The sequence below is a fragment of the Mastigocoleus sp. MO_188.B34 genome (genome assembly GCF_030065675.1).
In the GTDB taxonomy this organism is placed as follows: Bacteria; Cyanobacteriota; Cyanobacteriia; order Cyanobacteriales; family Nostocaceae; genus Mastigocoleus.
The window spans coordinates 1-14,298 of the sequence record NZ_JASJDK010000066.1 but is presented as its reverse complement, the minus strand read 5'-3'; the positions used below and the strand labels follow the sequence as shown (position 1 = coordinate 14,298).

The window sequence follows — 14,298 nt, the reverse complement described above, 5'->3', positions numbered from 1 at the left end:
TTACTCTTCACGTTTTTGCTTTTGGGAACGCCCGCGATATAAACCAATTCCATAGCCAATAATTCCAGCACCCAAAGCCGCTTGGGTCGAAAATAATAAACTTTCTACTTCCCCACTTGGTGGTTCAAAAACTGGTTGAAACCAAGGTTTATATTCTGGTTCAACTTCGGTGATTGCTTTTTCAGCCTCACCATCCGCACCACCAAATTCTGCACCACGAACAAATATCAATGGTAAAACTGCTAAACTTATAATTGCCAAGATCAACAGCCAATTATTCCATCCTTTATGAAATTGATTTGTATTAGACTGATTTGATTGATTCACTTCTTTGAGACTCCCGCTTAATTAAGTTCAACAATTCCAATTCTTGAGAGTTGTAAGATATTAGCCAGTTCCACACGAGTACAGTTAATAGTCCTTCACTGATTGCTAGGGGAACCTGAGTAAAGGCAAAGATTCCAATAAATTTACTTAGAGAAGCAATGACACCACCAACAGGTGCGGGGAAAGCTAAAGCCAACTGAAAAGAAGTAATAACGTAGGTAAGTAAATTTGCGAATGCAGTGGCTAAAAAGATTGCTAGCTTTTGCTTGCCACTAGATTGCATAATTAGCCGATATATCCAGTATGCTGCAAATGGGCCGGCGATCGCCATTGAAAACATGTTTGCTCCCAATGTTGTCAAGCCACCGTGCGCCATTAACACAGCTTGAAATAATAGTACTAAGGTACCCAAAACCGACATTGCTAAGGGACCAAACAATACTGCACCTAATCCCGTACCAGTAGGGTGAGAAGAACTACCAGTAACTGAAGGAATTTTCAATGCTGACAATACAAAAGTAAAAGCGCCAGCTAAAGCAAGTAAAAGCTTCAACTCCGGATTTTCTCTAGTGATGCGAGTTAGCGATCGTAATCCTAAAATAAAAAATGGTAAGGAGACAACCCACCAAAAAACCGCCCAACCAATCGGTAAAAAACCTTCCATAATATGCATTGCATAAGCAGGTTTTGGTAAGTTTACTACCAAATATAAGCTTAGTAATGCCAGTCCAACTGAATGAAGTTTGACTCGATTTTGTTTCATAGTTATCAGTTTATGGGTAACGCCACGCCCTTACGGGCTACAGTTGTCAGTTTATAGGTAACGCCATAAACTGATAATTGTTCCTAGGGAGATGTTAAATACTAATCGACCGGTGACAAGTAATCCGGACTAAACTTAACGCTAGTTCCCTAGGGAAATTATTGAGACAATAATTGTAAATATTTGACTGTTGAATTGTAAGTATTGAGTATATATTCCTGATTAAGTAATTCAGGTAAGTGAAGATTTATTTAAGGTAGACTGTGCACTTAAATATTATTGCTAATATCTACTACTCTATATATACGCCAAGTGATTTTTGTTGCGTTGCTGGCGCGACTAAATTAAATAATTGTGACAATACTGAACGATAACGCATCCGTACCTCGCAGATGAGCTGATAAAAAATAAACGTAATTATCGGCGGGCATTCTGACTTACTCAATCTGAATGAACAAATGTGAACTTATAATTGAACAATTACTTATAATTCTCAATTATAAATTTGAATCACAAAATTGAGCTTACAGCTGCGGGACAGTGCCGGACTTGCACCGGATACTTTCCCCCTTACGTTTGAAGGCTGTTTCCCTTCAAAACCGACAAAAAAATTATACCACCAATGTTCTGATGGCTTCAGTCATTGAGAATTCAAAACTTAAACAAATGGGTAGTTGATAAATGGTATTTTTTTAATTATTTTTGTACACAGTATATAATAATTAGTCCCTACAAAAACAGTTCCTACAAAACTCTCTGGGATTTCAAGGAAAATCAGAACGATATACAATTACAACATTATCAATAAGTTCGCAGTCTAAATTTTTAGTGCATACATAGTATCGAATATACCCTTTCTGATCCCATAAATGAGATTCCTCGCGAAAACGTAAATTCTTGATGAATTTACCTCTAATGGTATCTGAAAAAATTCGATCTACCCAACTTTGAGTAATTTCTCTGTCAAATTTATGCTAGGTTACTTTTGGATAAATCACAACAGCATAGTAGAGATTCCAGGCTACAACTATTAGAAAACAACAAAAATAAATTAATTTTTGATAACTTATTAACTAATTCAACATAACCTTGCTTAGCACATAGTGGATGTGAGTAGTGATAATGGTATGTTACTCCATTGGCTAATATCATTCATGTTTAGTTGCTAGCACGCAGACGAGTATGATCGCAAGTCACGAGTCGCCAATTATCAAGTCTTCAACAACGGCAATAAAAGCGTGACAAAATAATAAACTAGAGGTGCAGTAAAAATATAGCTATCAGTACGATCTAGAATTCCACCATGACCAGGAATTAATTGTCCAGAATCTTTAACTCCAGCATCTCGTTTTAACATTGACTCCGTCAAATCTCCTAAAATGCTGGCAATACCAATTGTTAATCCTACAGCTGCACCAACAATAATTGGGTGAGGCCATTTTAATAAATATGCTCCACATATGGCAACAAGAACGCTACCAATAACTCCAAATAACGCTCCTTCAACAGTCTTTTTCGGACTAATGTCTGACAAAGGTGTTTTACCAAAAAACTTACCCACAATGTAAGCACCAATATCAGCAGCCCAAATACATAAGAAAGTTAATAATGTAGCTGTTAACCCTCTAGGTAAATCAGAAACTTCAAAGGATTGGGAAATATTTGGATCTAACTGCGGTAAATAACCTCCAAGGGGCAGATTGCTGAGGTTTGCACCGTCAATACCACGTAGCCTTACCCAATAACTAGGCAAATAACCCGTGTAAAATAATCCTAAAACCGAGGCGGAAATATCAGCAATTGTTGCCATTTTGGGTTGAAACAGCAAATAGAAACATATTAATGTACCGCATATAGGCATAATTGCATCAGCTAAATTACCATCAAGGGTACAAATAACTAGCAATAATTGACTTACAAACAGAGTAGTTTTAGCTGCAGGAGCCATACCTTTAGCTTTAACTAAATTAAAAAATTCTCGTTGTCCTAAATAAATAATTACTGCAAAAAGTATGGTGAAGTACCATCCTCCCAAAATAGTTGCAATTAGAGCCAGTGCAATAGCAACAATTCCACTGATAATCCGAGACCAAGGCATACACAAAAAATAAGATATAAATTATAGCGGTTAGGGTTGTCTAACCACAGAGCCTGCGGTTTGAACAAAGCCTTTAACTATGCTTACAGTTCGCTTGTTCAGCGTACCTAGGCTTAAACTACTACAGCGAGGTGCATCACAGATATTTATATTTAATAACGCATTGACTCCCCACAGTTGTACTCGCACAGTTATTAATTATGAATTATTAAATTTCACAATTTAACATCAGGTAACTATGATTTATTTTAGACCTATTCACTCTAGCTTTTCGCCACTAAGTATAAATACAGGATTTAAAGCGGCAAAAGTTTGAGATAATCCGCGTGTTTCCAAGCGATTCACTGCTGACTGAACTATTTCAATATTTCGTACTTGAAGTTGAGCAAAAGTTTGGGAAATTGCGTACAAATTTTCTAAGTTAGTAGCCGTGGCGACTAATCTACCATGGGGAGGTAAATAATTCCATGCGACCTGCAAAATGTCTTGAATGGGTCGTCCTCCTTCAATACAAACTCGTCGGGGAAGCTCCTTAATTTCCTCCAAGCAAGCAGGAGCAATTCCTTCAACTACTTTTACATTTTTCACCCCGAAACGATCACAATTACGCCGAATGAGATCGGCTACATCTTCATCTCTCTCAACCGCGATAATTTTTCCCTTTGGACAAAGTAATCCTGCTTCTACTGGGATGGTACCGGTACCCGCACCAATGTCCCATAAAACGGAATCAGGTTTTAGTCTTAGCTGAGCGATTAACAACAAGCGAATCTCTCGCTTGCTTAATGGAATTCCTGGTAAACGTTCAAATAATTCATCTGGAATTCCAGGGGTAACATAAGGCCAAAGTTCACAAGGCATATTTGTTATAAGTATGAAGACTTTAAGTCATCTAAAAACCTGCGTGAGTTTGGAAACCCCGCACTTTTAAGTGGGGGAGGAAAAACGAGCGGGTAATTGATTACCCGCGTTTCTCCTTTTTGCCAGTTACGGCATACTCGCTTACGCGGTAAAGTGAGCCTCGACAATATTTAAACTCGGCGTATCCAAAAAGTACTGACTTAACCCCTTTAAATCTGTTTAACTTTTTGATTCTAGAGCTTGAAACTGGCTACGCATTTCAAGGTAGGAACTTAAGCACTTAGTTTAAATGTAGGAAATTAATCCTTAGTCTGGTCAGTTAAAGGCTAGAAGCCTCCGACTTTAGTCGGGGGTTGCTGACATTCAGCTCTGCTAGAATCCTGAAAAAACTTAGCATATCTTGACTCACAATAGCTACTCATAACTTCAAAAAAAATCACAGAGAAAATGTAGCACTACGATTTTAGGAAGTTTACTTGTTTTCTATTCCCTGTTCCCTTCTTCGCGAAATATAGTGTCCCAATCTAAATGCTCACTACTATATTAAAAATTTAACGCGCAAGTTAATAATTAGATAAATATCCCTGACATTCTGCAAGGGATATAAGAACTATTTATTGTATAGATACATGCTTAGGAATATTTATTTTACTTGAGCATACCTTGAAATTTCTGAATTAATATTTTCTAATTCTGGCTCTGCTTGACTCAAATGTTGTTCTAAAATTTCCAGGTTACGAATATTAGACTTATAAAAAGCATCAAACAAATCTCCCACAAGAGGTATTGTACCAACGATTGCTTCTAAACCAACATTGAATACCATTTGTCCCAAATCCCGAGTAGGGATAGACAAACGAGTCGCTAAAAGTATGATGTATGCCGAAAATATTGCGCTAATAAGATCTCCTGCTCCAGGTATCAGACCTATAATAGGGTCTAATCCAATCCGAAACTTTGTTCCTGGAAGGCGTATGGATGAATCCATCAAGCGGCTAAGTTTCCGAACGCGGTTGAGAGTTGCAATACGTTTAGAAATCTTCATTGGGTGAGTATCATTTGATGTAAATATAGTCTCATGATTTTAGGTTATTTATCTTCTATCCGGATAAATAGGAAATAAAAATAAAAATTTTACTAATAATTTGATAAAAATCATTCTAAAGGATGACCAATCACCAATTCTCACTATTGTTCACATTCCCAACAACGCACGCAGATAGAGAAAACAGATAAAACAATACCAACCTCAACCATTACCTGAAAAGCTGTAGGTGTTAAAGTAAAACCCCAAATCAAAACAATACTTCCAGTAAAGGCTGCTGATAAACGATAAACTTCTTCTTGAATTTTTAAGCCGATCACAATACAAGCGAAACCTAGCACCAAAATTAAGATATAGTTCATGTTCCCAAAGCCTTTAGCTAAGACACATAAAAAGTAAATAGAAGCTTGAGATAAAAAATTAACTTAAAATTCTATTCTGCAACTCGAAGGAAAAAATCGGTGCAATAATTGTGAAATAGAATGTAGTACCTTCACCTAATTTACTTTCTACCCAAATTCTACCCCCCATCAGTTCAGTTAGTTGCCTGCAAATAGACAAACCTAAACCCGTACCACCATATTTTCGGGTGATAGAAGAATTAACCTGACAAAAGGATTGAAATAGACGGTCTAGACGATCCTGGGGAATCCCAATACCTGTATCTTTCACTGCGAACTGTATTTCGTAAAGCTCGTTACCTGCTTGGGTTTTTCCAATTTCATGACTATTGACAAAAACTTCTACTCCTCCTTCGGAAGTAAATTTGATCGCATTACTAATTAGGTTAAGTAAAATTTGCCGTAATCGAGTAATATCACCCACAATCATTTCAGGTAGGTTAGGTGAAGGATTGAAGTTTAAAGTTAACTTTTTATTTTCAGCTTTTAGTGACAGCAAACAGATAGCTTCCTGAATACAATTGCACAGATAAAAAGGTTGGGCTTCTAATTCCAATTTTCCAGATTCAATTTTGGCAAAATCTAGAATATCATTCACAATCTTAAGTAAAGAATTGCCGCTAGTATAAATGGTCTTAACAAACTCTTGTTGCTCCTCTTCTAATTCCGTCTCAAGCAACAGATCAGCTATTCCCATGACAGAAGAAATTGGAGTACGAATTTCATGACTAATAATTGCCAAAAATTCTTGTTTTGCAAGTTCTGCTTGCTTGCGTTCAGTCATATCTCGTAAAATATAGATATAACCTCGGAACCTTTCTATTTCTGTTTTAATTTTTGCACAGGAAAAGGCTACAGGAATACTTTTACCACTTTTTGTTTGACATGTAGTTTCTACTTCTTTGTTCAATAAATCTGAATTTTCTGTATTGTAAAAATTATTTATTTGTAAACTATCAAATTTTGGGAGAACAACAGAAATATGTTTTTCTAAGAGATCTACTTCTTTAGATTCTAATAGTATCTCTGCTGTTAAATTAATTGTTTTAATTTTACCAGATGGTGTTGTTACTAATAAGGCGTCAGCCATTGATGTAACAACTCTATCTATATATTGCTTAGAAGCTGTCAACTGTTTTAATAACAGACTAGTTTCATTTGCTCCTTGAACTAATGATTGTTCTAAAATCATCCGTTCTGTTGCATCTGAAATCAACAATATCAATTTATTATTATCATAATTATCTGTAAAATTTGGAAGAATACAGATATCAATATATAATTTTTTATCTGGAGAACTTTTTATTCCTTTGATTTCAAATTTACTTCGTTTACCATGAATAATTTCATGGGCAATATTATCTAAACCAACTAGTTCTGAAATAATTGTTCTAATATCTTTTCCTAAATAGTCTTGAGGTAAGTTACTTATAAGTTTATTGTCTATTAAGGATGTCTCAATTATTTCCCAGTTTTGATTAGTTACTAGGTATTCTTTATCGCATGCAGACAAAAATTTTGTTAATAAATGATTCATCTTGAATTTTATATTATATTATTAGCTAATAATTGGAATATCTCATCAACATTTATCCCTGTTTTTGCTGAAGTAAAATATGTTTTTAAAATCATAGGATTTGTTTCAAATTGATATTTTTTTTGAATCCGTTCTAAATATTCAATTTCGATTAAATCTGACTTATTAAGAGCCAATATTGTATAACTTTGAGGATTAACTTTTAAAAAAGCTTCAATATGGTCTTTTAAATGCTCAAGAGTATCTTCACGAGTTAAATCTGCAACTATAATTCCTCCTTTAGCTCCTTGGAAATAACTAGGAGAAATAGCTTTATACTTATTACTACCTTCAATGTCCCAAATAAGTAAATTTAGCTCTTGTGAAGTTGCTAATTCTTTTTGATATCCTTTAACGAGTTTGCGAGAAATTTTAACACCCACGGTAGAAAGATATTTATCGCTGAATTGTCTATCAACAAAACGGCGAATTAAACTGGTTTTACCTACACCAAAATCACCAACTAAACAAATTTTGCGAGAAATAGCAGACATGATTGAAAAAAATAAAATTTAGTATTATCAGTAATGAATGATGTTGATTTAAGTAGAACTTTAAAGCAAACGATTAATTTTTTAAATCATATGTAAAGAATTATTTTGAATAATTTCAATCTTGATATTACTAACTATTTTGGTTGAATGTTATTTTCTGTGACTGGCTCAAAAATGACACAACGTCTCATCCAAGAGGGTTGTTCTTTTGTTACTCCAGGTGGTAAATCAATTCTACCTTTCTCTTGTAATCGAGATGGATCAATACCTTTTTGGAGCAAGATTTTTTTGACATTTAAAGCTCTTTGAAGTGCAATCTCTTGAGAATTATCATTTGTAAGAGAGTTACTGTAACCAATGATTTTGAGCTTTGTTGAGGGATGTTTATTGAGAAATGATTGGACTTCCTTGAGTATTTCATCAATATTCTTAGGTAAAGTCGCTGAATCTGATGAAAAGTAAATTCTCACTCCAACTTTTAAAGCTTTAACCTCAACTGCACTTGAGACAAATTTTACTCCCGGGATTTGCTCAAATGCTGCAATAATTTTTTTATTATCGGCAATTTGTCTAACACTACCTTTTACAGTTACTTTATCATCAATAAAATTAGTATAAATTACTGTACCAGACACTTGATTTAAAATTTTGGTAACTCTTTCAACTTCAGACTTTACTAATATTGGATCTGCGGGTATATCAACAGGAATAATTTTATTCTTAATAGACCAGTTCGGTGCTGCAGCTTTTATCATTTGCTCGGCTTTTTTACGAAGCCATCTGTTTGGTAATTTTCCAGTTAGTTGTAGTTTGCCTTGATTTTCTTCAACATGCAAATTATAAATAGATAATTCTGGAGTAGAATCCAAAGCAACCCTTATTTTGTCTTCTGTAGAACTAATAACTGTAGTACGATATTGCCAAATTCCCCAAGGAATCGCGATCGCACTTAACATGATTAAGCTTAATATTAATAATGGAGATAGTCTATTTTTATTTTCTTTATTTTTATGACAATTTTTATAGTTTCCTAATTTTTCTAAGCTAGCATTAATTTCAGGTGGGATAGTGTCTAAGTTTCCATCAAATTCTTCTATGGATTTACCATAATTCTTAATTATCAAACAGAGAGTAGATCGCATCTCTTGTATCAAAGACTTAGATGGTTCTCCATTTACAATTATTGCAAGATAACAATATCCTGCTACTTCTAAAATAATTTTGGATCCACCATAGTCAATTTCACCTAGTTCAGAAACTCTCCCATTTTTGGCTATACAATCATTTGCAAATTCACGAATTGCAGTTAACATTCCAGCAACCATATCTGATTCTAAACGTTCTTCCTGTGAAGGTTGAATTTCTGAAATTAATAATCCAGAACCTTTATGAATTAGAAAGATTGCTTGAATGCTAAAGCTGAGAGATTCTTTAATAATTAACTCTGCTTCTGAAACTCCCTGTAATTTAGCTTTTATTTTACGGTTAATACCTCTAAAGCTAAGGGTTTCTTCAATCTTCTCATTAATAGATTGAATAGTTTCTATCATATATTTGGAAATAGTATTTCCAATTACGGGATAAAGTGCATCAACAATTTTATCTTGCTCGATTTCAATCTGCCTTTTTATGGCTTCTCCTATTGTTGGTGCGAGAGCATTTGCAAGGTCTTTTGAGCTAACATTCTCCAAAGCAGATGGAATTACAGTGGATAATGCTTCACCCATATTAACTGGGTCTTCTTTCCCTCTAGTTCTAATTAAATCATCAATAATCGGTGCGATCGCTTGAATAATATCTTCTTTAGATATAGATATTTTACGTCGTATAACTTCACTAAATAATGGTAATAATAAATTAATTAGCTCATCACTATTATAGATTTTATTTTCTAAATATCTAACACTATCTTGAATATTTTTAGTTCGAGTATTTAACTCTGATATTTCTGGCCCAAATAATAGTTTCTGTAGTTTTTGGAATGCAATATTAGATTCTTCTTTATGAGTTACTTTAGAAGATTTATAGTGAGAGTCACATTCATTATATTTTAAACTAGAGTTTTGTGTTTCGTAATTAATAGATTCTAATTTATTTTGGGACGGTAATTCAAAATAAATTGATTTTTCAATTTCATCTAATACACTAATATTACTTAATACATTACTCTCTAAAGGTTGAGAATGTGAGATAAAATGCGATTTCAGATCTATCGCAGCTTCTAGATAATCTGTTGGTATATGATTTTCAATAAATTGTGAATTTCTATCTACAGTATCTATATTTGCTTCCACCTCAGTCTCAGATAATTCTAAATCTCTTACAGATTTATTTTGTGCTGAATCATAGTTAGAGGAGTACAAACTAACTGTTGAAACAACGTTATTTGATGAAAATGATTCTGTTGGATTAACAATTTTTAACTCAACTAATAATTTAATAAAATCTTCTAATTGCGCATTTTCTTTTGAATCTACATCCACATTTGAAGAAGCAGAGTCTTCTAATTGAGTCATGTTGATATACCAAATATTTAATATTCAATAGTTAACAGTTAACAGCTTAACTGCCAACTATTTTGATTTAAGAGTTCAAATCGTTAGACCTACGAGAATGACTCAATATATCAGAAAATTTTTCTTCGTTTGCTTTTAATATTGGAGTTGAGTTATAACCGTTGATTTCATCACTTGCTTCTCGTAACATTGGGATAAATTCTGTTTCTTTTAAGCGCATTCCCAAAGCAAATAAAGTTTCAGCAATATCATCTTTAGAGACTTTAGTTTTACTTAATTGGGAAAAATGTCTTTCCATTTCTTCCAAAACTAAATCTTTCAATGCTTTAATGTCATCTTCTAACTGCATTTTTGTTTGGGATGCTTCTTGACGCACCGAAGTTGTTTGAATGTCTAATGCTTCGTCAAGGGACTGAATACTGCTAGAAAACTTACGGTTTAATCTATCTACTTGCTGGCGTAAATCTACAGATTCTTCTTGAGTCGTCAAAGCTATAGATTTTATTTTCTTATCTAATGCTTCTGTTGCAGCTTTTATTTCAATACTAAAACTCGATTTGAGTTGTTCAACCTGGGATCGCATTTCTTGTTGTAAGCGCGATATATCTGATTCTAGTTGAACAAAGCGGTTTTCATAGTCTCTAATCTGCGCACCAAAAATAATGTCTCGGATTTGGTCAATATTACCGAGCCTTTCGCGCACTTCTTCCCTGGTTTGAAAAGTCATATATTATACCTTTGTGTTATCTTTAGTAAGCGAAGATTAGGAGGTCATAGGGATCGACGCATAAAAACTTTCTGCGTTGAGGATTACAACAAATCAGACCAGCTAAACTGCTGCTTTCTAAGCTACAGATTTAGTATTCCCACTTTTACCTTGTATGTTTCAACAATGCCGTAATTTCTCTAGGGCTATTTTTTTTGTAATAAATAAAACTAGAAAATAAGAAATACAGGAAATAACATTTGGAGGATAAATATCACAAATATTGATAAATATGGGAAAATAACTAGCTCTTATATTTCCACAAAATATGATGTAGCGTACCGGTTAAAATTGAGAAACAGAGTTATATCTGAGATTTAATAGTAAATCTTTAGTTGAAGTTTTGCAAATTTATTATCTAATTTAAAATTAAGAGATTATCATGTCGCATTCACAGCCAAATTTTTATACAGATCCAATAGAAGAAGTTAAAGTTTGTACTCAACTTAAATACACGGGAAAATTAGAAATTAAATCTCAGAATAAGCAGAAATGGAGTTTTTACTATAGATTTGGACGCATTATTTGGGCTACTGGAGGAACTCATCCTCATCGCCGTTGGCGCAGACTAATGACAAAATATTGTCCTCAAGTTAATCTAGATAAAATTAAGTTAACTCCTGAGCAAGTTGCTTTCGAATACTGGGACTATAAATTACTTATAAGTATATACAAAAAAGAAGAAGTAGAACCTAGACAAGTAGATGCAGTCGCTAAAAATATTGTTGCAGAATTATTATTTGAAGTTGTACAACAAGCAAATTTTAGTTTTATCCGTTGTGACCGAAAACCTAAAGTTATATTAAATGTTCCAATTAATTTTATCAGTACTAAAGTTTTTCTAACACGGATGGAACGTGAATGGAAAGCATGGTCTGATGCTGGTTTAGCTTCTTTTTCTCCCAATTTATCACCAGTTTTGAGAGAACAGGAGTTATTTAAAAAAGAGATTAACTCACAACTATATGCTAACTTAGTTCCTTTACTTAATGGGCAGAATACTCTACGAGATTTGGCTTTAAAACTAAATTATGATGTCCTGAAAGTTGCCTCATGTTTAACACCATTTGTCGTCAAACAATTGATTGAATTTAATAAGATTTCAGATTTACCTTTGCCTACTGAAGCAAAAAATAAAGACAAGACAAAAACTTCTAACTCTATCTCATCTAGAAAATATAAACAGCCTTTAATCGCTTGTATTGATGATAGTTTACAAATATGTAAAACCATGGAAAAAATTATCACGTCAAACGAGATGAATTTTCTTCAAATCCAAGATACAATCCAAGCTTTACCGATGTTAATCCAACATAAACCTGACATTATTTTCTTAGATTTAATGATGCCAGTAGTTAATGGATATGAAGTTTGTTCTCAGATTAGAAGAATATCTGAATTTGCAAAAACACCTGTAATTATCTTAACTGGTAGTGATGGTCTTTTTGATAGAATCCGTGCAAAAGTTGTCGGATCTACTGATTTTATGACTAAACCCATAGTGACAGATAAAGTCATGGCAGTTATACATAAATACCTACCTAAATCTATTGTAAAAAGTAATGTGATAAATAAGATACAGAAATTATAGGAAATTAATTTTTTCCTCCTACAAAGATTACATATTAATTATTATTTATGTCTCCAGATAAATAATTTGAAAGCTATCATCTAGTAAAGAACAGAGAATGTTTAATTTTTTGGCGTAGAACTGGATTATTCCTGTGTTTCATTCTCATTATGAGATGCTACACTCAATGTATTATTTATAATATTTTAGTATAGTATTTTACTATTTTTTGAGTGTAAGTAGTAAAATCACTGTTAAATAAATTAATATGGTAGATAGCATGAGCCAACCATTAACTGTTCAAGAACTAATAATCGTTATTGCGGCGAAAAACCAAAACCCTTCTATTTTAAATCCAGATTTCCTCAAATATAGCGGTATTGTACCTGCAGAATGGGAATTTGCTGGAAAGCCAGTATTCAGTACTAACTTCACGCGTATTACCTTCAAAAATGGTGTCAGTATTATAGGTGAGCCTAATAGGGTGATGTTTGCCGAACCAATTGCAGATAAAACAGCAGCAACTGTTTCCATTGCAAAGATTGCTCAAAAATATGCTCGAGTACTACCTAATATGGATTTTCAAGCTATAGGGATTAATCCTAGAGGCTTTGTTGCTTTTACTATGAAGGATGCAGCTCGCAACTTTATTACCGAGCATCTCTTATCTGACGGTGTTTGGAAAAAAGAAGGGGAAGTACCCATGCAAGCATCTTTAAATTTGGTTTATAAGTTACAAGATACTCCCGTTGCTTTAAATATTACTCAAGCTGAGTTGCGTCAAAAGGATCAACCTATCCCGATTGTGATTTTTAGTGGTAACTTCAGCCATCAAATTAGTGGTAATAATTCGGAGGAAAAACTCAGTTCAATTACTCAAATTGTTGAAAATTGGTTTAGTGATGTTACTACTTTTTCCAATTTAATTAACAATAAATTTATGGCAGGTGTAGATGGTAATATTGCAGTGACAAAAATAGTTGAAAGTATTCCTGAAGCGAACTCTGAAGGTTCTAATATCTTTGCTGTTGGTACAGGAACTTAGGGATTTACAAATTAGGGATTTACAAAAAATAATTTGTAACATTATTTGTAATAGGGACGCACTTTAGTGCGTCCTGAAGATTCAAGTTAAATCATATCCTTTGTAGTTAAGGTACTACAGCGCCAGTTATCAATGCAGTAATGTATTCTGGTGCAGCTAGATGACAGTAATGTACGCCCTTTCGTTCGGGTCCAATGGAAACAAATGGCGGTACCGTTCTAGGTACAGGTAGGGATTTTGCTTGCAAGTGGAGCAATCCATCATCACCCAAATATGCCAAGTCTGGAGGAAATGGGTTTAGCCACTCTGGACCATTAGTAGCAACTATATCAGGTTCAAGAATAACCTCGTCTTTTTCAAAGGCTAACTTCTTTATCTTTCTGGTCTTGAGTTTAGAGAAGACTTTTTTGAGAATCCGCTTGTGGATATCGCGACAGCTAGACCCAGATACTGCTGCATCCTCCCCATAAAAAAACTTGATGGCATCAGCGCTCTTCATTTTACAGGAAATAATCTGTGGATAAGTTCTTCCGGTATTTGGGTAAGTTCCGTAGGTGACAAGTTGCTGCGTTGTCAACGGTAAAGTATCGCCATCAGGACTCTCGAAAGGGGTAGCAAAAGAATTTGCAAATGAGTTGAAATCACTTTGCACCACATTAATAGCTTTGATTTTGGTTTGAGCAATAATTTTCTGAGCATATCTAGTAGTCTGTCAAGAAATAATTGAGGGATAAAGTCGTTTAAGTTTAATCCGCGCATCTGTGGTAGTAAACTGCCAATCAACTGTGCGATCGCGTTGATTTCTTTGTATTTCCCAAGCAGTAACTTCCTTGATT

General features: G+C 34.0%; 13 protein-coding genes, 1 pseudogene and 1 riboswitch. Of the genes and pseudogenes, 2 read left to right on the top strand and 12 right to left on the bottom strand.

All coding sequences use genetic code 11. The annotated features are described in order from the left end of the window. The 10 genes from QNJ50_RS16265 to QNJ50_RS16220 form a co-directional block, all read right to left on the bottom strand. The gene (locus QNJ50_RS16265) at positions 1 to 327 is read right to left on the bottom strand and encodes an energy-coupling factor ABC transporter substrate-binding protein (protein WP_300637035.1); all 327 of its coding nucleotides are present in this window, start codon (positions 325 to 327) and stop codon (positions 1 to 3) included. Further along, positions 305 to 1,090: an energy-coupling factor ABC transporter permease gene (locus tag QNJ50_RS16260; protein ID WP_300637033.1), complete on the bottom strand. Its 786-nt coding sequence runs from the start codon at positions 1,088 to 1,090 to the stop codon at positions 305 to 307. Before QNJ50_RS16260 ends, QNJ50_RS16265 begins: the two co-directional genes overlap by 23 nt. A gap of 404 nt (positions 1,091 to 1,494) precedes the next feature. Continuing rightward, positions 1,495 to 1,709, bottom strand: a riboswitch (cobalamin riboswitch). A 591-nt stretch (positions 1,710 to 2,300) separates the two neighbouring features. After that, positions 2,301 to 3,188: a phosphatidate cytidylyltransferase gene (locus QNJ50_RS16255; RefSeq protein WP_300637031.1), complete on the bottom strand. Its 888-nt coding sequence runs from the start codon at positions 3,186 to 3,188 to the stop codon at positions 2,301 to 2,303. Positions 3,189 to 3,446: 258 nt separating this feature from the next. Continuing rightward, positions 3,447 to 4,049, bottom strand: coding sequence for a precorrin-6Y C5,15-methyltransferase subunit CbiT (gene cbiT, locus QNJ50_RS16250; RefSeq protein WP_300637029.1), 603 nt, complete (start codon positions 4,047 to 4,049; stop codon positions 3,447 to 3,449). A gap of 643 nt (positions 4,050 to 4,692) precedes the next feature. Further along, positions 4,693 to 5,094 (bottom strand): DUF4112 domain-containing protein, encoded by a 402-nt coding sequence (locus QNJ50_RS16245; protein WP_300637027.1) that lies wholly within the window; start codon positions 5,092 to 5,094, stop codon positions 4,693 to 4,695. Between the two features lie 143 nt (positions 5,095 to 5,237). After that, positions 5,238 to 5,456, bottom strand: a complete 219-nt coding sequence (locus tag QNJ50_RS16240) for a hypothetical protein (RefSeq protein WP_300637025.1) — start codon at positions 5,454 to 5,456, stop codon at positions 5,238 to 5,240. A gap of 58 nt (positions 5,457 to 5,514) precedes the next feature. Next, positions 5,515 to 7,032 carry an ATP-binding protein gene (locus tag QNJ50_RS16235; protein WP_300637023.1) on the bottom strand — a complete coding sequence of 506 codons (1,518 nt, stop codon included), beginning with the start codon at positions 7,030 to 7,032 and terminating at the stop codon, positions 5,515 to 5,517. Between the two features lie 8 nt (positions 7,033 to 7,040). Further along, a complete protein-coding gene (locus QNJ50_RS16230) occupies positions 7,041 to 7,565 on the bottom strand; it encodes a Rab family GTPase (RefSeq protein ID WP_300637021.1) in 525 nt (174 codons plus the stop codon). Between the two features lie 134 nt (positions 7,566 to 7,699). After that, on the bottom strand, positions 7,700 to 10,081 hold the full coding sequence (locus tag QNJ50_RS16225; protein ID WP_300637019.1) for an OmpA family protein: 2,382 nt from the start codon (positions 10,079 to 10,081) through the stop codon (positions 7,700 to 7,702). A 67-nt stretch (positions 10,082 to 10,148) separates the two neighbouring features. Beyond that, on the bottom strand, positions 10,149 to 10,808 hold the full coding sequence (locus tag QNJ50_RS16220; protein WP_300637017.1) for a hypothetical protein: 660 nt from the start codon (positions 10,806 to 10,808) through the stop codon (positions 10,149 to 10,151). Between the two features lie 421 nt (positions 10,809 to 11,229). On the opposite strand from QNJ50_RS16220, the gene QNJ50_RS16215 reads away from it, so the two are divergent. Further along, positions 11,230 to 12,438 carry a response regulator gene (locus QNJ50_RS16215; RefSeq protein ID WP_300637015.1) on the top strand — a complete coding sequence of 403 codons (1,209 nt, stop codon included), beginning with the start codon at positions 11,230 to 11,232 and terminating at the stop codon, positions 12,436 to 12,438. A gap of 259 nt (positions 12,439 to 12,697) precedes the next feature. Next, positions 12,698 to 13,462, top strand: a complete 765-nt coding sequence (locus tag QNJ50_RS16210) for a hypothetical protein (RefSeq protein ID WP_300637013.1) — start codon at positions 12,698 to 12,700, stop codon at positions 13,460 to 13,462. A gap of 106 nt (positions 13,463 to 13,568) precedes the next feature. Here QNJ50_RS16210 and QNJ50_RS16205 read toward each other — a convergent pair whose 3' ends face one another. Continuing rightward, positions 13,569 to 14,117 carry a hypothetical protein gene (locus tag QNJ50_RS16205; protein ID WP_300637011.1) on the bottom strand — a complete coding sequence of 183 codons (549 nt, stop codon included), beginning with the start codon at positions 14,115 to 14,117 and terminating at the stop codon, positions 13,569 to 13,571. Positions 14,118 to 14,174: 57 nt separating this feature from the next. Beyond that, positions 14,175 to 14,298: pseudogene (locus tag QNJ50_RS16200) on the bottom strand (IS630 family transposase); the annotation flags it as partial.